Raw genomic sequence first — 22,693 nt, forward strand, 5'->3', positions numbered from 1 at the left:
TCAGATATCTGTAGGTCCTTCGGGCACCTCGATATCCCGCTTTTCAGGCTCAGATGGCTCTTGGGTCGGTTTTCTGCGGATAATGATATCGCCATTGGGCAGGATCTCGGGTGGTTCATAAACGCTCCAGTCCTTGACCTCAGCCGCCAGTTCAGCAAGCGCCGGGCCCATCTGCTGCAAGAATGACTGCATCGCCGGGCCAAACTCTTCTGCCAGACCCAGCAAGTTTTCCAATGCCGGTTCCATTTCCTTGCGCAGACCTTCGAAAAACAGTTCGGCCCCCTGTTCCATCAGGGATTTTTCATTGTCTTCCTGTGCCATTGCAGGCGCGGCAAGGAACACTGAGATCGTACTGATCAGCAAGATGCGTTTCATACCTGACATATAAGGCCCGTGTGGCAGGCTGGAAAGGTCACAGTTCAATATCAAGCGTGACCGGAAAATGATCGGAGGCCGTCAAAAGCGCCTGCCGCAATTCCGGTTCAGCCCAACAGGCGGCATCCTGAAACGGGTGCCAGATACGCCAGGACGGGCGATATGCTTGCAGGTCCGTGGTAATCATTATGTAATCCAGTAATGCGTCCAGAAATTTACCTTCTTCCGGGCGGGCAAAGCGCGCAGTAGCAGGCACCGGCCCGGGCCGAAACCTGTAGGCTGTGACGGCGTTCGGGTCGAACAATCCGGCTTGCAGCAACACCTCGACCGACGAGCGGCCAAAGAGGTGCTCAAACTCATCCAGCCCGGGGCCATCGTTCAGATCGCCCAGCAAAATGACGGGCTGTTTTTGCGCAACATGCCATTCGACGCGCCGTGCAAGCCAGATCGCTTGCGCCAGCTGTTTGCGGCGATTGGCAATCGAAATCCGGATCGCCTCGTCCCGCGATTCGGCACCGTGCGGTGCCTTGGATTTCAGATGTGCCCCGATCAGGCGGATGTTGTGCCCCGCTTGCGTCGTCACCGCCAGTTCCATCGGCGGTTTGGAGAACCGCACGACATCCTCGGTCGCATCAATGTCGAGGTCGATTTTGAATACACCATCGAACCGGGGGGCTGTGGTATCTGCAATATCTCCCTTGGGATCGTGGCGAACACTCAGCACCGTTCTGTCATAGAGCAATGCCAGTTCCTGATGCGTGTCGTTTGCATAGCCCATCACCGCATCAGACGTGCGCAAGTCGAACGCTTCGGCAAAGGCTTGCAGGGCCCGAACCGTGTTCTGGCGTCTGCCCGTGTTGGGCGCCTCGACGATTACAATCGCATCAGCGTCAATGGCAGTCAGAACCTTGGCAATCGCTTCGATCTGCTGCGCTTTGGTGACGTCGTGCCTGCCGGACCAGCTGTCATCGACGATCAGCCTGTCTTTCTGGTCAAACAGATTGGCGAACCATTCGATATTATAGGTCGCCAGCCGCATCTGATCAGGCCCGCGCGCCGTTGATTTCATCCCAGGCGCGATTGATGTCGATCATCTTTTTCTCGGCCAGCCGGATCGCCTCTTCGGGGACACCCCGGGCCATCATGGCGTCGGGGTGCGTTTCCCGAACCAGCTGCCGCCAGACATTGCGAATGTCGGGCAGCGGCATGTCATGTGGAACGCCCAGAACCGTGTAAGGATCGTTTGGCGCATCCGGAACAAAGCGCGCCCGCAGTGCTTTGAACTGCGCGTCGGTTTGCCCGAAAATCTGGCTGACATCTTCGAGAAACGCGTTTTCGTTCGGATGATAGAAACCATCCGCCATCGCGATGTGAAAAAGACCTTCCATCAGGTCACACAGGGTTGTGCTGTCTTCGGAAAACATGCGGGCAATTTTGCGGGCGTAGTCCTGATATCCCGCCACGTCCGTACGGGCCATGTTGAAGACGCGGGCTGCACCTTCCTCATCTTCGCGCGCGATCTGAAACACGTCGCGAAAGGCGGTGACCTCATCACGGGTCACCTGACCGTCTGCCTTGGCCATTTTGGCACCCAGTGCGATGACCGCAATCGTAAAGGCCACGGACCGTTCCGGTGGCGAGCGTAGTTTTTCAAAAACTGCGGTCAGGCTTTCGCCCTGGGCAAGCGCGCTGAGCGCATCGGATATGCGAGTCCAGATCGACATGACCGCACCCTAGCGTCACAATTCGGGACTGTCAGGTGCAACAGGTCATTCAGCACCAAGAATTTTCTGCATCAGCACAAGGTCCAGCCGCTGGCCGAACTTAAAGCCGACTTCGGGCATCACCCCGACTTTCGAATAGCCAAGTGCGGCATGAAACGCCTCAGCCCCCGGATTGGCCGAGGATATGCCCGCGACCAGAACATGAACGCCTTGGGCTTGCGCGACTTCCTCCAGCTCTGACATCAACGCACGTCCCAGCCCTTTGCCCCACGCATCCGGTGACAGCTGGATCGTATGTTCGCAGGTTTGCGCATAACCGGGCCCGGTGCGGAAAGGGCCATATGTGGCAAAGCCGATAACGTGGCTGTCGTGCTCGGCAACCAGAAAACCGGGCGAGCGTGCCTTGATATCTTCGGCAATCTGGGCGGCGCTGCGTTCGTCCGTCGTGAAAGTGACCAAAGTGTCCCGGATGATCGCATTGGTGATCCGGGCAATGGCTGGAGCATCTGACGCTGTGGCCGGGCGAATGTTCATTCCAGCACCCGCAGCCCATGAGGTGTCTCAATTTCTGCCTGCAAAGCCGCGGGGCCGGTATCGAACACAACAAGATCCAGCTCACCCAGTCGACGGGCCAGTGTCAGGGCATCGGGGTGATAGACAACCAGACGCCGCAACCGGCACGCGCTGTCCTGCAACATGTTTGCCGGGTGCAGGTCGCCCTGCCATTCGATAAGGGCGGGAAACAGATTGTCGAACGGCAAACGCCCCGTTGGCGGAACCGCCATGCGCCATTGCAACGCGCCGCGGGTCAGGTCGATGGGCTCTCCGGTGCCATCGGGAAAGATCGACAGTGTGGCCTCGATATCCTCGACCCGGCATATCCAGTTCGTCAAACGCGGGCCGCCCTGAAAATTGTCCAGATCGAACCATCGCGGCCTGCCCGGAGGCTGCGCCTGCGGATCGATGGCAATCGCTTCCAGATAGAGCCCGTCTCTGAGCCCCAGCAGCCTGTTATGTGTCCCGAATTTTTCGTGTTTCCCACCGGGTTGCAGTGCAACACCAAGCGCCTGTTCGATATGCGCAGACGCTTCTTCAAGCGTTTCGCCCGCGACGGCCAGATGATCGAGTAACATGTGCACCCTCCTGCGAAAACGACCGGACCCAAAGGGATCCGGTCGCATGTTTTCGCCATTGGCGCAGGATCACAAGAGCTTTCGTTGAAAGTCTTGCCTTATGTCAGGGCCGCGCTTCGCGGATCAGGCGCAGAATGTCCTGAGCGGCCTCGGGAATGTTGGTGCCCGGACCAAAGATGGCCTTAACCCCGTGGTCATACAGGAACTGGTAATCCTGCTGCGGGATCACCCCGCCACAGATCACAATGATATCGTCGGCCCCTGCTTTCTTCAGCTCTTCCACCAGCTGCGGTGCCAGCGTTTTATGCCCCGCCGCCTGCGAGGAAATGCCGACCACATGCACGTCATTGTCCACCGCGTCCTGCGCGGCCTCGGCAGGTGTCTGGAACAGCGGGCCAACGTCCACGTCGAACCCGATATCTGCAAAGGCCGTGGCGATAACCTTGGCACCGCGATCATGCCCGTCCTGCCCCATCTTGACCACCAGCAGACGGGGGCGACGGCCTTCGGCCTCGGCGAATTCCTCGATGGATTTCTGGATCGCGGCAAAGCCTTCGTCACCCTCATAGGCCGCGCCATAAACGCCGGCCAGGGTTTTCACTTCGGCGCGGTGGCGGCCGAATTCCTTTTCCATTGCCATGCTGATCTCTCCTACGGATGCGCGGGCACGAGCGGCCTCGACGGCGGCGGCCAGAAGGTTTCCGCCCTCTCGGGCAGTATTGGTTAGGGCCTCCAGTGCCTGTTGGCACGCAGCTTCATCGCGGGTGGCCCGGATACGTTCCAACCGCGCGACCTGAGCTTCGCGTACGGCGACGTTGTCGACATCCAGAATGTCGATCGGGTCTTCCTGTTCCTTGCGGTATTTGTTGACACCGACGATCACCTCATCGCCCCGGTCGATCATAGCCTGACGGCGGGCAGCGCTTTCTTCGATCCGCAGCTTGGGCATGCCAGAGGCAACGGCTTTGGTCATGCCACCCATCTCCTCGACCTCTTCCATCAGGGCCCAGGCCTTTTCGACCAGCTCATTGGTCAGGCTTTCGACATAGTAGGAGCCCGCCAGCGGATCGACCACATCGGTCACGCCGGTTTCTTCCTGCAGCACCAGCTGGGTGTTCCGCGCAATACGGGCCGAGAAGTCGGTCGGCAGCGCGATGGCTTCATCCAAAGCGTTGGTGTGCAGCGATTGCGTACCGCCCAGAACCGCGCTCATCGCCTCATACGCCGTGCGGATCACGTTGTTATAAGGGTCCTGCTCCTGCAGCGACACGCCCGAAGTCTGGCAGTGGGTGCGCAGCATTTTCGACCGTTCGGATTTAGCACCAAACTCGGTCATCACCCGATGCCAGAGCGTACGCGCGGCGCGTAGTTTCGCGATCTCCATGAAGAAGTTCATGCCGATGGCAAAGAAGAACGACAGTCGGCCCGCGAATTTATCCACATCCATCCCGGCATCGGTCGCGGCCCGGACGTATTCACGCCCATCGGCCAGCGTATAGGCCAGCTCCTGTACCAGGTTCGCCCCGGCCTCTTGCATGTGATAGCCCGAGATCGAGATCGAGTTGAACTTGGGCATCTCGTTCGACGTGTATTCGATGATGTCCGAGATGATCTTCATCGACGGTTCAGGCGGGTAGATATAGGTGTTGCGCACCATGAATTCTTTCAGAATGTCGTTCTGAATGGTGCCGGACAGGACAGATCTGTCGTGACCCTGTTCTTCACCCGCAACAATGAAACTGGCCAGGATCGGAACAACCGCGCCGTTCATGGTCATCGAGACCGAGACCTTGTCGAGCGGGATGCCATCGAACAGTATTTTCATATCTTCGACACTGTCGATGGCAACACCTGCCTTACCGACATCGCCCACAACGCGCGGGTGATCACTGTCATAGCCGCGATGTGTCGCCAGATCGAAGGCAACCGAAACGCCCTGCTGGCCTGCTGCCAGATTGCGTCGGTAGAACGCGTTCGATTCCTCGGCGGTCGAAAAGCCCGCATACTGGCGGATCGTCCATGGACGCCCGGCATACATAGTGGCCTTGACACCGCGGGTAAACGGGCCAAACCCCGGCAAAGACCCCATATGCGGCAGATCGGCGGTGTCTTCCTGGGTGTAAAGCGGTTTGACCGCGATACCTTCCAGCGTTTCCTTGGTCAGGTCGCCCAACGGACGTCCGCGCAGCTCTTTCTCGGCAAGCGCTTTCCAGTCCTTTGTGTCGGTCATTTCGATTTCCTCTCGTCAATACGGATGGCGGTCGCTGAAAGCGTCCGCGCCAAGGTCCTGCACTTGGCCTGTTCTTTCAGGCACAAGCGCGAAAATGTGGTCACCCGGCACAAATCGCCGGTCGCAATCGCGGGCACAGGGGCTATATTCGAAAGAACAGGAGGCCACATGACACGCACGCTTGCCTTTGTTTTCTCGGCACTAATCCCTCTGGCCGCCTTGGCGGCAGACGGAACCGCGCCGTCTGATGACAGTTTTGTCCGCCCGGTGGGTGAAAGTGAACTCAGCGAATTTTTGTGGGTCAAACGCCCCATTGTGGTTTTCGCTGACACGCCTGCCGATCCGCGGTTCCAGCAGCAGATCGATATGCTTGTCGCAGAAGAAGCAGCCATGCGCGACCGTGATGTCATCGTGCTGACAGACACGGACCCGTCTGCCCGGTCTCCGATCCGGACCAAGCTGCGGCCGCGTGGTTTCCAGATGGTGTTCGTCGACAAGGACGGTGTGGTCAAATTGCGCAAACCCAGCCCGTGGAGCGTGCGTGAGATTGGCAGGTCTATCGACAAGACCCCCCTGCGCGAACGCGAGATCCGCGACCGGCGCGAAGGGGGCTGAACGCTTTCGCCACACCTAATGGCCCCGGCGCGATGCGCCGGGAACGTTGGAATGTATATCGAAAGCGCCAACATGGTCACTCGAACTCGATGATCACGTCGTCCACAGCAAGGCTGTCACCGGGACCTGCATTGACCTTGGCGACCACGCCCCTCTTTTCAGCGCGCAGGATGTTTTCCATCTTCATCGCCTCAATCGTGCAAAGCGCCTGACCTTCCTGCACTTCCTGCCCCACTTCGACATCGACCTTCACGACTAGGCCCGGCATTGGGCAGAGCAGCAATTTCGAGGTATCTGGTGGCAGTTTTTCCGGCATCAGCTTGGCCAGTTCCGCCTGCCGTGGGCGGCGCACATGCACTTTCAAGTCCGCGCCGCGGTTGCGAACGCGGAAACCGCCCGAGACCTTGCCGATTTTCAGAACCAGCGGGCTTCCATCCACGTCCAGAACCGCCAGTTGATCGCCCGGTGTCCAGTCCGAGGCGACACGCAAGGACGGTCCGTCCTCAAACTTGACCGTTGACCCCTCTTTGTCGGCATTGACCTGCACGGCGAAATCCTGCCCCTGCAATGTCACAACCCAGCGCTTGCCTACTTTGCGTTCGTGATTGTCCATCCGGCCCGACACACGGGTGCGCCGAATTTCGGCGACGCGGTGCATGGCCGCGCAGGACGCAGCAATCCGGCGCAGATCAGCTTCGGGCAACGTGACGCCCTCGAACCCGTCTGGGTATTCTTCAGCGATAAAGGCCGTTGTCATGTCACCGCTGATAAATTTTGGGTGATCCATCACTGCCGACAGGAACGGCAGGTTGTGACCGATGCCTTCCACTTCGAAACTGTCCAGCGCCACGCGCATCGCCTCGATTGCTTTTTCGCGGGTCGGCGCCCAAGTGCAGAGCTTGGCGATCATCGGGTCGTAATACATGCTGATCTCGCCGCCCTCGTAGACGCCGGTATCGTTGCGCACGGCGGTTTCACCATCGGGTGCTTCACCCTGCCATTTGCCGTTGACCAGCAACGGACCAGCCGAAGTTTCCTGCGGCGGGCGATACCGGGTCAGCCGACCGATCGACGGCAGGAAGTTGCGATACGGGTCTTCCGCATACAGACGGTTTTCAATCGCCCAGCCGGTCAGGGTCACGTCATCCTGCGTTATCGATAGCTTTTCACCCGCTGCGACACGGATCATCTGCTCGACCAGATCGACGCCGGTGATCAATTCCGTAACAGGATGTTCCACTTGCAGGCGCGTATTCATTTCGAGGAAGTAGAAGTTCTTGTTTCCGTCCACGATGAACTCGACCGTACCTGCACTTGCGTAGTTCACGGCCTTGGCCAGAGCGACAGCCTGTTCACCCATCGCCTTGCGGGTTTCAGGATCAAGGAAGGGTGACGGTGCCTCTTCCACCACTTTCTGGTTCCGGCGCTGGATCGAGCATTCACGCTCGCCCAGGTAGATGCCATTTCCGTGACTGTCGCACAGAACCTGAATTTCGATATGGCGCGGTTGGGTTACGAATTTTTCGATGAAGATCCGGTCATCTCCGAACGAGTTTGCGGCTTCGTTCTTGGACGACTGAAAGCCTTCGCGCGCCTCTTCATCGCTCCACGCGATGCGCATACCCTTGCCACCACCACCGGCGCTGGCCTTGATCATGACCGGATAACCGATGTCGTTCGAGATCTTGACCGCCTCGTCCGCGTCCTCGATCAGCCCCATGTAACCCGGAACGGTCGAAACTCCGGCCTCCTGTGCGATCTTCTTCGAAGTAATCTTGTCGCCCATGCTTTCGATTGCACCGACAGGGGGCCCAACAAAGGCAACACCTTCGGCCTCGAGCGCTTCGGCGAACTTCGAGTTCTCCGACAGGAAGCCATAGCCGGGATGAACCGCCTGCGCACCGCTTTGACGGATGGCATCCATGACCTTGTCGATCACAATGTAGGACTGGTTCGCCGGGGGCGGACCGATATGCACGGCTTGGTCGGCCATCGACACATGCAGCGCGTTCTTGTCCGCGTCCGAATAAATGGCAACGGTGCCGATACCCATCTTGCGGGCGGTCTTGATGACCCGGCAGGCGATCTCGCCCCGGTTGGCGATCAGGATCTTATTGAACATGAAACGTCCTTTGGCTTGGTGTTCCGGAAACGCAAAACGCCGCCGCAGGGTACGATCCCCACGACGGCGTGATGCGCAATGATGGCTGAGGCGCCAGGCGCCCCGAAGGATATGCGTTAGTTACAGTTGTTCTGTGTCTTGCAGTACAGCACGTTGCCCGCTGCGCCGACGGCCGCGCCAAACAGCGGGTCGGCATTGAGGACCGCGGCCCCCACAGCCCCGGCACCACCGCCGAGGAGTGCCTGTTCGCCCGTGGTGTCACCGCACGCGGCCAGACCCGCACAGGTCGCCGCAACAAGGATGAGTTTCGAGAATCGCATTGTGTCTGCCCTTTTAGGTTTCTTGGTTCGTTTGGGATCAGATGCGCGAAATGGGGCCTGTTATTCAATATCAATGCAATTGCAGGCAGGTTTTGTGCAGGTTTTCGCTTCTCTTTGGCCGTGGAAGCCAAAAAGAAAAACGCGGACAGGTCTATGTGGGGAACACAAGCCTGCCCGCGCAAGGAAGGGGTACGGAATAGTAGGTGCATGTGCGGCGCAGGCAAAGTAGAGCCGCACGGCCCATTCAGTTTGCACGGCACAATCTGTTGAGCAAACACAGTATTGTTTCCCTGGGACAACTCGGCTGGTTTCTGCCCAAGCCACAACATGGCGCGCAACATCGTGCCGACAGCATTCAAGTGAATTACCAGCACGAAAGCCCCGTTCACCGTCACAGTTTCGTTACAAAATGGGTCGCTTCCGATGCTTTCTGCGGTTGCAGCATCACGAATCGCCGCCACTCCACCGGCGAAGGAATTACGGCGCAACAGCGCGTTAGATGACAGGTTCAAGACGCTGTGATTCAAGAAGTCGAAAAAGGCACATTTTATTGAGAAATCAGATGGTTCTATTCTCTTTCTCGTGATTTCCAAAGATTTCTGCTGCGTGAAACGGTCCTTGGGCACACTCGCACTCAAAGGAACACCCACATGACTATGACTAGAAAAAAGGCACTCCTGCTCGCTGCCTCTGCGCTCAGTGTGACCGGCACGTTTGCTGCTGCCCAGGACGCCCAGACCCAGGCCGAACTCGACGCTTTGCGCGCCCGGGTCGAGGCGCTGGAAGCCGACAAAAGCGGCCCCGCCAACGGAGATTTCCGCATCGGCAACACCGTTTTGGACGTTTACGGATACGTGAAGGCCGATTTCTTCTATGACTTCGACTACGATCAGGGGGATACGGCGTTCGTGAATGTTATCGGTGAACCCTCGGCCGCAACCGACGGCACCTTCGGGGCAACCGTTCGCCAATCTCGGATCGGATTGCGTACCACCACCCCAAGCGGGATCGGTGACATTGGCGGACAGCTTGAGCTTGACCTGTTCGGTTCCGGCGGCACGGCTGAATTGCGCATTCGCCATGCCAACATCACCATCGGCGATCAGTTCCTGATTGGTCAGTACTGGACCAACTTCCAACCATTGGACACCTACCCGACCACTGTCGAATTCAACGGCCCCGTGGGTATCGCATTCGCTCGTGTCCCACAGCTGAGATACACCGGACAGCTTGGCAGCAATGCACAGTTTGCGGTCTCGATCGAAGAGAACGTCAGCGGGTCGAATTCCGATGATCCCGTCCTGACGGCCTCGGCGGAATATAACGACGGTACGTACATTGCCCGTGGTGCCGTTTTGTACGGTAAAGCCAATTCCGGCAATGTCGAAGTGGATCAAACCGGCTTTACGCTTTCCGGCGGCATTCGCCCCTGGCAAGGCGGGTTGTTCCAAGTCAACTACGTCACAGGTGAGGCACTTGGCCCGTACCTGATCGGTCTCGGCGATGCCATTGTCGGTGGGCAGGCCAACGATGTGGATGGCTACACCGTGGAATTCAGGCAGGATATCGGTGCAAAGTGGAATGTCGGCATTGCCTACGGGCGCGAAGATTATGATCTGCCGACCTCGACCGGCACGCTGTCCTTCACCGAGCTGGAAACGATCCATGTCAACGCGTTCTACAAGGCGACAGACAGTCTGACGCTCAGCGCCGAATACATCTATGGCGAGCGGAACGACGCGCCCACCGGCAGAACCTTTGATGGTAGCCGCGTTCAGCTTGCGGCCCAGTTGAACTTCTGAGACCACACATAAATCCTGCCCGGTTTCGGGCAGGATTTTCCCGAAACCGGCCATGATTGGTTTATGTGCGGCTGCGAATGTCACAATCAGTCCATCCCGTCGATGATGTCCGGGAAGGATATGCGCGCAGCGTTTACATCGATGACAAGCAAAGCATCATAGCTGGCCGGATCAAAGGGGTCTTCTGCCGGAATGACTTCGCGCCCGAACAGCCAGCTCAGACGCCCCGCATCCAGATTACCCCGTTCGAACGGCTGGTCGCCGAAATGGGCCCAAAGGGCCTCCATGAAAGCGATGTCAGCGCGCCTGTCCGCAGGTTTACGATCCCGAAACCGCTCGCGCTGCGTTAACGGTGTAACGCCCTTTGGGTTGGCGCGACGGATGGTGAACTGAAAGTCGGTGCCTGAAAGGCGACCGGGAAAACCACGATGCTTCAGCATGAATGGCCCCCCTGTGTCATACTTGCAGACAAAAGCAATTCGAGCCCGAAAAAGGATGGGGTCATGATGCGCACCTCCAAAGCCGCACAGTTGGTCTGAGACGCTTTGCACTCATGGATTCCTGCGGTCATGGTCAAAGCCCCTCCCAGATACACTGGGACTGCTCCAGCCGGTAGGCCTCAAAAAACTGGGTCGCATCAGGGGCGGCATCACCAAACTCTACCGGGCGATCGGACAAAGAGATCACGACCCGCGCCGGATGCAATTCATGCTGCGCGACATATGGAACGGCCAGAATCTGGCACAGGTGCTCCATATCCTTCGACGCCACATCATATCCGATCCGTCCCACTGACGCGCCTATTCTGGGCGCGATAAAGCGAAAGCGCAGCCAAAGCTCGCCGGGATTGTTGTCCAGCAGGACATCGCTCAGTTGCACTGGCTGGCCCGACGGAACCGGCAGCAAAGTATCGGAGTCTGCAAAAGCAGGATGGCTGAAGGCGAGAGCAACCAGACAAATGGCGCGACCCCGGACCCACCAGCGGCGAGCTCCTCCTTCCGGGGTCGCGCGCGCAGTACGATTGGTCTGCGCGGTTCTATGTCTGACGGGTCGGATCATTCAACTATTTGCCGGTTTTTGTCAATTCCGCCTCAATTTGAGGGGGTTTCAGCCTCGGAACCGCTGTGACGGTCAAAGATTGAGCGGGGCGGGCCATCCCGCCCCTAGATGGATCACAGCGGGATATTGTCGTGCTTTTTCCACGGGTTCTTCAGCTGTTTGCCGCGCAAGCTGGCAAATGCCCGGGATACACGACGGCGGGTCGAATGCGGCATGATCACCTCATCGATGAAGCCGCGCTCGGCTGCCACGAAGGGATTTGCAAATCGGTCTTCGTAATCCTTGGTATGCGATGCGATCTTGTCGGCATCCCCCAGATCGGCGCGATGAATGATCTCGGTCGCCCCTTTGGCCCCCATGACCGCAATTTCGGCTGTGGGCCAGGCATAGTTGAAATCACCGCGCAAATGCTTGGAGGCCATAACGTCGTAAGCACCGCCATAAGCCTTTCGGGTAATCACCGTCACCTTCGGCACGGTTGCCTCACCATAGGCAAAGAGCAACTTGGCCCCATGCTTGATGACACCACCATATTCCTGGCTTGTTCCCGGCAGGAAGCCAGGAACGTCGACCAATGTCAGGATCGGGATTTCGAAGCAGTCACAGAAGCGCACAAAGCGTGCAGCCTTGCGCGACGAGTCGATATCCAGACACCCGGCCAACACCATCGGCTGGTTTGCGACGACGCCTACGGTCTGACCTTCCAGCCGGATGAACCCGGTAATGATGTTCTTGGCAAAATCTTCCTGAATTTCATAGAAATCGCCCTCGTCCGCCACTTTGGCGATGAGTTCCTTCATGTCGTAGGGCGTGTTCGGATTCTCTGGCACAAGAGTGTCCAGCGAAGCCTCGATCCGGCCGGGTTCGTCAAAGAACGGGCGCACGGGCGGCTTTTCGCGGTTGTTGAGGGGCAGGAAGTCCACCAGGCGCCGCACCTCGGCCAAAGCTTCGACGTCGTTTTCGAACGCGCCATCAGCGACTGAGGATTTCTTGGTATGGGTCGAGGCCCCCCCCAGTTCCTCGGCAGTCACCACTTCGTTGGTTACGGTCTTCACCACATCCGGGCCGGTCACGAACATGTAAGAGGTGTCTTTGACCATGAAGATAAAGTCGGTCATCGCCGGGCTGTACACCGCACCACCCGCGCAGGGCCCCATGATTACGCTGATCTGCGGCACCACACCCGATGCCATGATGTTGCGCTGGAACACTTCGGCATAACCCGCCAGCGAAGCCACACCTTCCTGGATGCGCGCGCCGCCCGAATCGTTGATTCCGATCACCGGGGCACCGTTCTGGACCGCCATGTCCATAATCTTGCAGATCTTCTGAGCATGGGTTTCCGACAGCGATCCGCCAAAGACGGTAAAATCCTGGCTGAACACATAAACCATGCGCCCGTTGATCGTGCCCCAACCGGTGACAACACCGTCACCCGCAGGCTTTTGTTTTTCCATCCCGAAATCGGTGCAGCGGTGGCTGACAAACATGTCAAACTCTTCAAAGCTGCCCTCGTCCAACAGCAGTTCGATCCGTTCACGCGCGGTCAGTTTGCCGCGTGCGTGCTGGGCATCGATCCGTTTCTGCCCACCGCCCAGACGCGCGTTATCGCGGCGGCCTTCCAGTTCGGAAAGAATGTCTTTCATGACGACTATCCCCTTATAAATTTGACGGGACCCTACCTGTTTGGGCCGCTCATCCAAAGCTATTTTCGGCAAATTTGCAAAATTTCAGCAACAGTAATTTGGATAATTGCAAAACTGCGAATTCTCGCAGGCAATTTTGCGAATGGCTGGCATTCCGTAAATCCACGGCTATACATGTGAACCATGCAGTTCAGCTCTGACGCGGTCCACCGCACACCACCCACATTGGCGACGCTTGTTTTACTCTCGGGCCTGTCCGCCCTGAGCATGAACCTGTTTCTGCCCAGCCTGCCAAACATGGCCGAGTATTTCGAAACCGATTACAAGGTCATGCAGCTGTCGATTGCGCTTTATCTGCTGATCAATGCCATTCTGCAAATTCTTATAGGTCCAATTGCGGATCAGGCAGGACGCAGACCAGTTTTACTGTGGGGCCTTGGCCTGTTCCTGATGGCGACCCTTGGGTGCATCTTCGCCCCCAATGCCACGGTTTTTCTGGCGTTCAGGATGTGTCAGGCGGTAGTGGTCGTCGGTATGGTTCTCAGCCGCGCAGCGGTGCGGGATATGTACGATCAGGACCAAGCTGCCTCAATGATCGGTTATGTAACGATGGGCATGGCCGTGGTTCCGATGATTGGCCCTGCCATCGGCGGCTTACTGGAAGTGAGCTTTGGTTGGAAAGCGAATTTCTGGCTGCCCTTTGCCGTAGGTCTGCTGACTATGGCACTGACCTATTCGGACTTTGGGGAAACATCGGCAAAAAGTGGCAAAACGCTTGTCCAGCAATTCAAGGAATACCCCGAACTTCTGACCTCGCCACGGTTCTGGGGATATTCACTGGCTTGTGCCTTCTCATCGGGTTCGTTTTTCGCCTATCTCGGCGGCGCACCTTTCATCGGCACCGAATTGTTCGGGTTGAGCGCGGCACAGGTTGGCATTTATTTTGGCGCACCTGCGGTTGGGTATTTTGTTGGCAATTTCATGAGCGGGCGTTTTTCAGTGCGGTTCGGTGTGAACCGCATGGTGCTATGGGGAAGCCTGCTCAATGCGTTTGGCGTCGCTGTGTCGGCATTGCTGTTTCTGGCCGACCGTGGAACCGCACTCAGTTTCTTTGGGTTCATGACATTTGTGGGCGTCGGCAATGGCATGGTCATCCCCAACGCAACCTCGGGCGCGCTATCAGTGCGCCCTCGACTGGCTGCAACCGCCTCGGGCCTGAGTGGCGCCATTATGTTAGGTGGCGGCGCCGGGCTGAGCGCGCTGGCAGGTGCCCTGCTGACACGTGAAACCGGCGCGATGCCGCTGCTTTGGCTGATGCTGGCAACAGGCGTTCTGGCAATCGTCGCAATTTCAACTGTCGTACGAAGAGAACGGCAATTGGGGCTGTAATCGCTTGCCCCAATGACTTTGCAAAGTTAACCTCGGAAATTGGAAAACTTGCAAAGGCACCCAATGGCCACCCAAAAGCTCTATGCCGGCGCGAAACTGCGCGAAATGCGAACGCGCCTGACCCTGACGCAGCGTGAATTTGCCGCCAAACTGGGCGTTTCACTGCCCTATCTGAACCAGATGGAAAACAACAACCGGCCGATCTCGACCACGGTTGTGCTGGCTCTGGCGCAGGAGTTCGGAATGGATGTTACCGAACTCAGCACCGGCGACAGCGAACGTCTTGTTTCAGACATGCGCGAGGCGCTGGCCGATCCAGTTTTTGCCGACATACAGCCCCCTCTGGCCGATCTGCGCCTGACCGCATCCAACGCCCCCGCCCTGGCGCGCGCGTTTATCGAATTGCACAAAACCTACCGGCAGACACATGAACGCCTTGCCTCGCTGGACGAGGCTTTGGGGCGCGAAGATGCGCGTATTCAGGCCAGCCCTTGGGAAGAAGTGCGCGATTTCTTCCATTATTGCGACAACTACATCGACGCCGTGGACAGGGCAGCGGAACTGTTTGCCAACCGCGCCGACGGCCCCGGCGGTATCCGGCAAGCCGCCCTGAGCAGCCTTTCAGAACGCGGAATTCAGGTGGTTTTTTCAGATATGGGCCCCTTGCGCGCTTATGATGTCGACAGCAAAATTTTGCGCCTGTCCTCCCGTGCAGCGCCGCAGACGCAGGTGTTCCAGCTTCTGTTACAGGTCGCGCTGATCAGTCAGGACCAGTTGCTGGAGGCGACGCTGGATTTCGCCAAGTTCCAAAGTGACGAAGCCCGCGCCATCGCCAAGATCGGTCTTGCCAACTATTTCGCTGGTGCCTCTCTGATGCCTTATACCGCGTTTTTGACTGCTGCTCAGGAAGAGCGTCACGATCTGGAGCTGCTCAGCAACCGGTTCGGGGCGTCGGTCGAGCAGGTTGCACATCGGCTGTCGACACTACAGCGTCCCGGCGCCAAGGGCATCCCGTTCTTCTTCGTCCGGGTTGATCAGGCGGGGACGATCACCAAGCGACACTCGGCCACACGCCTTCAATTTGCACGCTTTGGTGGGGCTTGCCCGCTTTGGAACGTGCATCGGGCCTTTGAAACGCCCGGGCATTTCCTGCGGCAGCTGGCGGAAACACCAGATGGCGTTCGCTATATCTCGCTGGCACGGGATGTTTCAAAATCGGGCGGCTCTTTCGGTGCGCCCGTCAGACGGTACGCCATTGCGTTGGGGTGCGAGGTCCGCCATGCCCCGGCGCTTGTTTATGCTGATAACCTCGACATCAACAATGCCAGCGCTTACGAGCCCATTGGAATTTCCTGCCGCATCTGCGAGCGGCAAACCTGTCACCAGCGTTCGGTTCCGCCGCTGGAACGCCGTCTGAGCATCGACACCCATATTCGCGGCACCCTGCCCTATGAAGTGACCTGATCTTAGTCTGGCGACTAAGCCCTATCAGCGTCACGTCTCTGGGCACGACGGGGGCATAGCCCCCGCCAATGAATTTAAGTCTTGGACAGGATCGCCCAGATCTCATCCTTCAGCGCCGCGCGTTTTTTGCGCAGGTCAACCTCGGCCAGTTCCTCCATGGGTTCGACATTGGTCTCGGCGCGGTGCACTTCGCGGTTGACCTCATGATATTCATCGGCCAGCCGGGCGAAATGCGCATCCGACTGCTTGAGCTGGCTCATCAGTTCAACTTTGTCCGGAAACTCTTCGGCCAGTTCATGCGGGGTGTGAGACATCTCTGTTCGCTCCTTCATATGTCGTTGCAAACCAGTGATAGAAGCGTGACCGGGCTTTCGCTTTGACCGGGATCAACTACCCGCAACAATCCCGCGAATTTCAATAAAGCGCCACGCGCATCCTGCCGTGCAGAGGGCAAGTTGTGCTGAAACGTGGCTCAACCTTATCTGGACAAGAACGCTGAACCTTTTCCTAACATGCCCCCGGCAAGCGCTGAATAGCGTATTCAACCGGGAGCAGTTAAGTATCATTATCGCTGCGCGGTTGCCCAGCCGGGGTGGATCCACGGGCGATCATTGGCCTTGGGTAACGGGTCTTTGCCCAGCAGAGAATCCGATACTTTCTCGCCCACCATGATCGAGGGCGCGTTGAGATTGCCGTTGGTGATCTGCGGGAAAATCGAACTGTCCGCGACGCGCAGCCCGTCCACGCCGATGACGCGACCCTCGGGATCGACCACCGCACCTTTGTCATCCGCACGCCCCATCCGGCAGGTGCCACAGGGGTGATAGGCGCTTTCAGCATGTTCCGCGATAAAGGCGTTCAGCTCTTCATCGGTTTGCACAGCGGCACCCGGCTGAATTTCCTTGCCCGCATAGGGTTTGAAAGCGTTTTGTCCAAAGATTTCGCGGGTCAGCCGGATACAGGTGCGGAAGTCTTCCCAATCCTCTTCATGGCTCATGTAGTTGAACTTGATCACCGGCGCGTCTGCGGCTTGCGCAGATCGCAATGTGACCGCCCCGCGTGACGGGGACCGCATCGGGCCGACATGCGCCTGGAACCCGTGCCCCTCTGCCGCCGCCTGTCCGTCATAGCGAACTGCGATCGGCAGGAAGTGGTACTGAATGTCAGGATACTCCACACCCGGCTTAGACCGGATGAATGCCGCGCTTTCAAACTGGTTCGATGCGCCCAAACCTGTCTTGGTAAACAGCCATTGCGCCCCGATCAGACCCTTGCTGAACAGGTTCCAGTGCTTGTAGAGCGTAATCGGCTGTAGCGAAGCCTGTTGAATATACAGCTCCAGATGATCCTGAAGGTTCGCACCCACCCCCGGACGATCCGCAACGACGTTGATCCCATGTTCCGCCAGATGTGCGCCCGGGCCGATACCAGACAGCATAAGCAGTTTGGGCGAGTTGATCGAGGACGCAGCCAGAACGACCTCGCGCCGGGCCTTGATGATCTCTTTCTTGCCGCCGCGGATCAATTCCACACCAGTGGCGCGACCGCTTTCCATAACAACCCGAGACGCAAGACCCCGCACGATATCACAATTGTCGCGTTTGAGCGCGGGCTTCAGATAGGCATTTGCCGCCGACCAGCGCCGCCCTTTCCAGACGGTCTGCTCCATCGGGCCAAAGCCTTCCTGCTTTTCTCCGTTATAGTCGCCGGTGACCTCGTATCCCGCCTGCTGGCCTGCATCGACAAAGGCCTGAAACAGTGGGTTTGCGCGGGGACCGCGCGACACGTGCAATGGGCCGTCAGTGCCGCGCCAGGCCGGATCGCCCCCATGGCCGCCGTCATGCCATGTCTCCATGCGTTTGTAATAGGGCAGCACATCCGCATAGGACCAACCGTCAGCCCCCATCTCGGCCCAGGTGTCGAAATCGCGTGCGTGACCGCGCACATAGACCATGCCGTTGATCGACGACGACCCGCCGATCACCTTGCCGCGCGGGCAGGCCAGACGGCGGTTGTTCAGATGCGGTTCGGGCTCGGACTGATATCCCCAGTCATAGCGCGACATGTTCATCGGATAGCTGAGCGCGGCAGGCATCTGGATAAACGGCCCCATGTCGGTGCCACCGTGCTCGATCACAAGGACCGAGGCCCCACCTTCGCTCAGACGATATGCCATTGCGCAGCCTGCGGACCCTGCGCCAACGATGACAAAATCTGCTTCCATATTCACAACTCCTCGCCCGCCGGGTATGACGCCTCCGGCGGGAGTATTTTTAAAAAGATGAAGAGGTTACTCGCCGCGTGGGAACCGGGCGTTTTCCTCGACGATGTTCAGATCCATATGATTGCGCATGTAGCGTTCGGACGCCTTTTGCAGCGGCTGATAATCCCATGGGTAATATCCGCCTTGCCGCAGTGCCTCGTACACGACCCAGCGTCGCGCCTGACTGGCACGGACATCCGCGTCGAAGCGCTCCAAATCCCAGCGGGTCTCGGACTTTGCGCGCAGGGTTTGCAGCGTGCCCGCATGTTCGGGGCTGTCTGCCAGATTGGTCAGTTCATGCGGGTCTGCCTCGAGATCAAACAATTGATCCGGGTCCAGCGCGCATCGATTGTATTTCCACTTGCCATAGCGCAGCGACACCAGCGGCGCATACGATGCCTCGGCCGCGTATTCCATGGCCACAGGTGCGGTTCGTTCCCCGCCTTGCGCCAGCGGCACCAGGTTTTCACCGTCCGTCCATGGGGCGATCTCGGCCATGTCAACACCTGCCAGAGCCCCGAGTGTGGGTGTGACATCGATGGTGGAAACTGGCGTATCGATCCGCCCGGCAGGCAAGTCCGGGGATGAAATCATCAAAGGAACGCGCGCCGAGCCTTCGTAGAAGTTCATTTTGAACCAAAGGCCACGTTCGCCCAGCATGTCACCGTGATCCGAGACGAACAGGATGATCGCCTCTTGCCGTGTCGTTTCGAGCACTTCGAGGATTTCACCGATCTTGTCGTCCAGATAGGAAATATTGGCGAAATAGGCGCGGCGCGACTTTCGGATATCTTCTTGGGTGATGTCGAAGCTACGCCAGTCGTTGGCATCGAAGATCCGCTTGGCGTGAGGATCCTGGTTGTCATAGCCGATATCAGCGATTTCGGGCAGCAGATGCGCGCAATCCTCGTAAAGGTCCCAGTATTTGCGACGGGCGACATAGGGATCATGCGGATGGGTGAAGCTGACCGTCACGCACCATGGGCGGTCATCCTTGCCGCGCGCAAGGTCATACAGTTTGGCCTTGGCGTTATAGGCGACCTCGTCATCATACTCCATCTGGTTGGAAATCTCGGCAACACCCGCGCCGGTCACCGATCCCATGTTGTGATACCACCAGTCGATCCGCTCGCCCGGTTTGCGGTAATCCGGTGTCCAGCCAAAATCGGCCGGGTAGATATCAGTTGTCAGGCGATCCTCAAACCCGTGCATCTGGTCCGGGCCGACAAAGTGCATTTTGCCTGACAGACAGGTGTAATAGCCGGCCCTGCGCAAATGGTGTGCGTAAGTTGGGATATCGCTGCGGAACTCAGCCGCGTTGTCGTAGACGCCGGTGCGTGAGGGTAATTGACCGGACATGAAGCTGGCCCGCCCCGGCGCGCAAAGCGGCGACGCAGTATAAGCGTTGGCAAAGCGGGTCGACCGTTCGGCCAGTTTCTTCAGGTTCGGAGCATGAAGCCAGTCAGCGGGACCGTCGGGAAAGAGGGTTCCGTTCAGCTGATCCACCATCAGGATCAGAATGTTTGGTTTTGTCATTTTTCAGCCTCGAGCAGAGTATCGAGCACGCGCATAGCGTGGTTCACGGCCAGTTGCGGTTCTTCCGGGGCGCTGAGTGCTGCGCGAATATAGAGCCCGTCAATCAGGGCAATCATATTCTCGGCAGCCTCAACCGGATCCAGCATCCTTGGACGCAGGGCATGAACCAGATTCGATCTGATGCGCGCCTGATAGATCTGCCACAATCGCAGCGCGTCACTGTTGGTCTGCGCCAACACATAAAACGTCATCCAGGCGGCAGTCACGTCAGGTGTGAAACACGAAGGGGCAAAACAGGCGTGGATAATCGCCTCTGCCCGATTGCCCGGTTTGGCCGCTTTCAACTGGGCCCTGGCTTCGTCGCTGAAGTCGGCGAGGATCTGACGCATTGCGGCCAGAAATATCTGATCCTTTCCGCCAAAATAATGGTGTGCCAATGCGCTGGACATGCCCGCGCGTTTGGCAATCTGGCTTACGGTTACATCCAGGGATTTCTTGACACCCAGTTCAGCAATCGTCGCTCGAACAATCGCGTCCTTGCGGATCGGCTCCATTCCAACTTTTGGCATCGCTTTCCCCATACAGGTGTCATGCGACCAAGCTAGGATGTTTTTATTGACTCGTCAATCAATGTAAACACTGAGATGTCTTGTTACAGCTTCGGCGCAATACTGGGAGGCGTCAAGTCCCGCCGGTTCAACATGAACTCGCGCCATGAGATGAAGCTTACAGCGCCCAGTATCAGGGTTCCGCCAGCCACAACCCAAAGGTCGACGCTTTCGTGGAAGATTGCTGCACCCACAAGCGTGGCCCAGATCAACTGCAGGAAAGTGACGGGTTGTGTGACGGCCACAGGCGCGGCCTGCAACGCCAATGTCATGAAGTAATGACCTGCGGTCGCAAAGCTGGCCACCAGAAACAGAACCCCGAGTTCTTGCATACTGGGCCGGGTCCAGACGGCAACCGCAAAGGGGATCAAGGCTATGGTTACCCAGATGGACAGATGCGCCACAACAACCGAAGGTGGAACGTCGCGGACAAGAAGCTTGGCCAGCAAATAGGACCCGCTTAGCATCAGGGCCGTTCCGAGCATGGCAAGGTGACCTTGTGAGACTTCGCGAAACCCGGGGCGCAGGATGACCAGCACGCCCACCAAAGCGACCAGAATCGCGGCCACCCTGCGAAAAGCCAACTTCTCACCCAGAAACAGGGCTGCACCCAAGGTGACATAAACCGGCGTCATGTAGTTCATCGCAGTGACTTCGGCCAAGGGAATTTGTGTCATGGCGAAGAACCAAAGCATGACAGCAATCGCGTGTACTACACCGCGCAAACCGAACAGCGTCAGCAGGCGGGGTGTCAGCCGGGTCGCCATGATCGACCGCAAGGCCGGTAACAGAAACACCAATCCCAGCGCATAACGCAGGAATGCGGCCTGGACCGGATTCATCGTCGTGCCCAGAGATTTGACCAATGCGGTCATCACAACAAAGGACAGCCCGGCGGCAAACATCCAGAACATAGCGGCAAGCGGGCGCGACGAAACGGCAAGCGATGTCATGGCTTAGGTTGAACACCGAAACCCTGCCGGGAACAACCCTTCACATGACAACAAGTTTCAGTGCGATACCCAGCATTACGACACCGATCACTGCATCCAGCACCTGCCAGGCGCGCGGGCGCGCAAACACCGGAGACAGAACACCTGCGCCGTATCCAAGTGAAAAGAAGAAGGCAAAGCTGGACGTGACCGCCCCGATGGCAAATCCGACCCGGTCATCATACTGTGCCGAGATGGAACCGATCAGAACCACTGTATCCAGATAGACATGCGGGTTCAGCCAGGTGAAGGCGAGAACGGTAAGCATTGCGGTTTTAAGGCTGGTTCGCGGGCCGTTGCCCGTTTCCATTACCGCGCCACCCCGCAGGGCAGACCCGAAACTGCGCAGCCCATACCACGTCAGAAAAGCGGTCCCGCCAAATCGCAGTACAGGTTCAAACCAGGGGGCTGAATGCGCCAGAGTCCCGAACCCTGTGACGCCTGCAACAATCAAAACCGCGTCAGACATTGAGCAGGTCAGGCACAGAAGAAACACATGTTCACGCCGCAACCCCTGTCGGAGAATAAAGGCGTTCTGTGCCCCGATGGCGAGGATCAGACTGAAACCCAGCGCGAAACCGGCGATCATGGACGTGGGCATGGGACCTCCTGCTATTGCAAGACATTGACTAAGATCGTCGGTGCGATCTATCAAATTAAAGATGTTATCCCGAGTTAAGCCTGACTAATGTTGCTGGATCCTCTTCACCTGTTCGCTTTGTCTGCCATTCTGCGTCATGGCAGCTTTGATGCGGCTGCGGCAGAGCTGGCGGTGACGCCCTCGGCGATATCCCAGCGGATCAGGGCGCTTGAGGATCGGATTGGAGCCACCCTGATACATCGGAGCACCCCTTGCACCGGAACGCCCGCCGGGCTGCGCATCGCCCGTTACGCGGAAGATGTCGGACTGCTTGAGGCACAGCTGGTTCGAGAGCTTACGCTGGAGCAGGAATCAAGGTCCGCCCGCGTCCGCATTGCCGTACCGGCAGACAGTCTGGCCACCTGGTTTGTTGATGCGATGGCGCAGGTGCCTGACATGCTGTTCGATCTGGTGATCGACGATCAGGATCACTCCGCAGACTGGCTGCGGCGGGGCGAGGTAAGCGCCGCCGTCACCGTTGGCGGCCAGACAGTGACCGGGTGCGACGCGATCCCATTGGGCGTGTTGCGGTACCTGCCAACGGCCAGCCCGGAATTCATCAACACCTGGTTTCGGGACAAAGTGACCGAGGCAGAACTGGGCAAGGCACCCTGCCTGGTTTTCAACCAAAAGGACGGGCTGCAAAGGGCATGGATTGTTCAGCACACTGGCAAACGCCTTTCCCCCCCGTCTCATTTCCTGCCTTCTTCACACGGATTTGTGGACGCGGCGATTGCCGGGCTTGGGTGGGGCATGAACCCCGCGGCTCTGGTGC

The 22,693-nt window shown here is 58.1% G+C and carries 22 protein-coding genes; 5 read left to right on the forward strand and 17 right to left on the reverse strand.

Annotated elements, in window-relative coordinates; all coding sequences use genetic code 11:
- The 6 genes from ACR0DY_RS08110 to scpA form a co-directional block, all read right to left on the reverse strand.
- Nucleotides 1–375, reverse strand: a complete 375-nt coding sequence (locus ACR0DY_RS08110) for a hypothetical protein (RefSeq protein WP_480481945.1) — start codon at nt 373–375, stop codon at nt 1–3.
- A gap of 37 nt (nt 376–412) precedes the next feature.
- Nucleotides 413–1,414: an endonuclease/exonuclease/phosphatase family protein gene (locus ACR0DY_RS08115; RefSeq protein WP_480545819.1), complete on the reverse strand. Its 1,002-nt coding sequence runs from the start codon at nt 1,412–1,414 to the stop codon at nt 413–415.
- A gap of 4 nt (nt 1,415–1,418) precedes the next feature.
- Nucleotides 1,419–2,099 (reverse strand): molecular chaperone DjiA, encoded by a 681-nt coding sequence (locus ACR0DY_RS08120; RefSeq protein ID WP_267365678.1) that lies wholly within the window; start codon nt 2,097–2,099, stop codon nt 1,419–1,421.
- A 45-nt stretch (nt 2,100–2,144) separates the two neighbouring features.
- Complete coding sequence (locus ACR0DY_RS08125; protein ID WP_480481948.1) at nt 2,145–2,633, reverse strand: N-acetyltransferase family protein; 489 nt, start codon at nt 2,631–2,633, stop codon at nt 2,145–2,147.
- A complete protein-coding gene (locus tag ACR0DY_RS08130) occupies nt 2,630–3,232 on the reverse strand; it encodes a VOC family protein (protein WP_480481949.1) in 603 nt (200 codons plus the stop codon). Before ACR0DY_RS08130 ends, ACR0DY_RS08125 begins: the two co-directional genes overlap by 4 nt.
- Nucleotides 3,233–3,335: 103 nt before the next feature.
- Nucleotides 3,336–5,462, reverse strand: a complete 2,127-nt coding sequence (scpA, locus tag ACR0DY_RS08135; RefSeq protein WP_480545765.1) for a methylmalonyl-CoA mutase — start codon at nt 5,460–5,462, stop codon at nt 3,336–3,338.
- A gap of 168 nt (nt 5,463–5,630) precedes the next feature.
- On the opposite strand from scpA, the gene ACR0DY_RS08140 reads away from it, so the two are divergent.
- A complete protein-coding gene (locus tag ACR0DY_RS08140) occupies nt 5,631–6,077 on the forward strand; it encodes a DUF4174 domain-containing protein (RefSeq protein WP_480475841.1) in 447 nt (148 codons plus the stop codon).
- 76 nt (nt 6,078–6,153) lie between these two features.
- On the opposite strand, the gene ACR0DY_RS08145 is transcribed toward ACR0DY_RS08140, so the two are convergent.
- Both ACR0DY_RS08145 and ACR0DY_RS08150 read right to left on the reverse strand, forming a co-directional pair.
- Nucleotides 6,154–8,199 (reverse strand): ATP-binding protein, encoded by a 2,046-nt coding sequence (locus ACR0DY_RS08145; RefSeq protein WP_480545766.1) that lies wholly within the window; start codon nt 8,197–8,199, stop codon nt 6,154–6,156.
- A gap of 116 nt (nt 8,200–8,315) precedes the next feature.
- The gene (locus ACR0DY_RS08150; RefSeq protein WP_209504584.1) at nt 8,316–8,519 is read right to left on the reverse strand and encodes a hypothetical protein; all 204 of its coding nucleotides are present in this window, start codon (nt 8,517–8,519) and stop codon (nt 8,316–8,318) included.
- A 650-nt stretch (nt 8,520–9,169) separates the two neighbouring features.
- Between ACR0DY_RS08150 and ACR0DY_RS08155 the strand changes: the two genes are divergently transcribed.
- Nucleotides 9,170–10,321: a DcaP family trimeric outer membrane transporter gene (locus tag ACR0DY_RS08155; RefSeq protein ID WP_480545767.1), complete on the forward strand. Its 1,152-nt coding sequence runs from the start codon at nt 9,170–9,172 to the stop codon at nt 10,319–10,321.
- An 86-nt stretch (nt 10,322–10,407) separates the two neighbouring features.
- Here ACR0DY_RS08155 and ACR0DY_RS08160 read toward each other — a convergent pair whose 3' ends face one another.
- From ACR0DY_RS08160 to ACR0DY_RS08170, 3 genes are all read right to left on the reverse strand, one after another.
- Nucleotides 10,408–10,761 carry a hypothetical protein gene (locus ACR0DY_RS08160; protein WP_480545768.1) on the reverse strand — a complete coding sequence of 118 codons (354 nt, stop codon included), beginning with the start codon at nt 10,759–10,761 and terminating at the stop codon, nt 10,408–10,410.
- Between the two features lie 133 nt (nt 10,762–10,894).
- Nucleotides 10,895–11,227, reverse strand: coding sequence for a DUF6497 family protein (locus tag ACR0DY_RS08165; RefSeq protein WP_480506382.1), 333 nt, complete (start codon nt 11,225–11,227; stop codon nt 10,895–10,897).
- Nucleotides 11,228–11,493: 266 nt separating this feature from the next.
- A complete protein-coding gene (locus tag ACR0DY_RS08170) occupies nt 11,494–13,026 on the reverse strand; it encodes an acyl-CoA carboxylase subunit beta (RefSeq protein ID WP_209597857.1) in 1,533 nt (510 codons plus the stop codon).
- Between the two features lie 183 nt (nt 13,027–13,209).
- Here ACR0DY_RS08170 and ACR0DY_RS08175 point away from each other — a divergent pair, with 183 nt between their 5' ends.
- Together ACR0DY_RS08175 and ACR0DY_RS08180 are read left to right on the forward strand one after the other, a co-directional pair.
- A complete protein-coding gene (locus tag ACR0DY_RS08175) occupies nt 13,210–14,415 on the forward strand; it encodes a multidrug effflux MFS transporter (protein WP_480481960.1) in 1,206 nt (401 codons plus the stop codon).
- A gap of 63 nt (nt 14,416–14,478) precedes the next feature.
- Complete coding sequence (locus ACR0DY_RS08180; protein ID WP_209504590.1) at nt 14,479–15,879, forward strand: helix-turn-helix domain-containing protein; 1,401 nt, start codon at nt 14,479–14,481, stop codon at nt 15,877–15,879.
- A 74-nt stretch (nt 15,880–15,953) separates the two neighbouring features.
- Here the strand turns inward: ACR0DY_RS08180 and ACR0DY_RS08185 are convergent, their stop codons facing one another.
- The 6 genes from ACR0DY_RS08185 to ACR0DY_RS08210 form a co-directional block, all read right to left on the reverse strand.
- Nucleotides 15,954–16,193 (reverse strand): HP1242/YdcH family protein, encoded by a 240-nt coding sequence (locus ACR0DY_RS08185; RefSeq protein WP_480481962.1) that lies wholly within the window; start codon nt 16,191–16,193, stop codon nt 15,954–15,956.
- Between the two features lie 251 nt (nt 16,194–16,444).
- Nucleotides 16,445–18,103 (reverse strand): choline dehydrogenase, encoded by a 1,659-nt coding sequence (gene betA / locus ACR0DY_RS08190; RefSeq protein ID WP_480481964.1) that lies wholly within the window; start codon nt 18,101–18,103, stop codon nt 16,445–16,447.
- 66 nt (nt 18,104–18,169) lie between these two features.
- A complete protein-coding gene (gene betC, locus ACR0DY_RS08195; RefSeq protein WP_480486369.1) occupies nt 18,170–19,678 on the reverse strand; it encodes a choline-sulfatase in 1,509 nt (502 codons plus the stop codon).
- A complete protein-coding gene (gene betI / locus ACR0DY_RS08200) occupies nt 19,675–20,247 on the reverse strand; it encodes a choline-binding transcriptional repressor BetI (RefSeq protein WP_480475817.1) in 573 nt (190 codons plus the stop codon). Before betI ends, betC begins: the two co-directional genes overlap by 4 nt.
- A gap of 83 nt (nt 20,248–20,330) precedes the next feature.
- Complete coding sequence (locus tag ACR0DY_RS08205; protein WP_480481968.1) at nt 20,331–21,239, reverse strand: DMT family transporter; 909 nt, start codon at nt 21,237–21,239, stop codon at nt 20,331–20,333.
- A 40-nt stretch (nt 21,240–21,279) separates the two neighbouring features.
- On the reverse strand, nt 21,280–21,879 hold the full coding sequence (locus tag ACR0DY_RS08210) for a LysE/ArgO family amino acid transporter (RefSeq protein WP_480898089.1): 600 nt from the start codon (nt 21,877–21,879) through the stop codon (nt 21,280–21,282).
- Between the two features lie 87 nt (nt 21,880–21,966).
- Between ACR0DY_RS08210 and ACR0DY_RS08215 the strand changes: the two genes are divergently transcribed.
- Nucleotides 21,967–22,693: LysR family transcriptional regulator ArgP (locus tag ACR0DY_RS08215; RefSeq protein ID WP_480898091.1), on the forward strand; the 727-nt coding region annotated here is incomplete at its 3' end.

It is taken from the genome of Ruegeria sp. O6 (assembly GCF_056535045.1).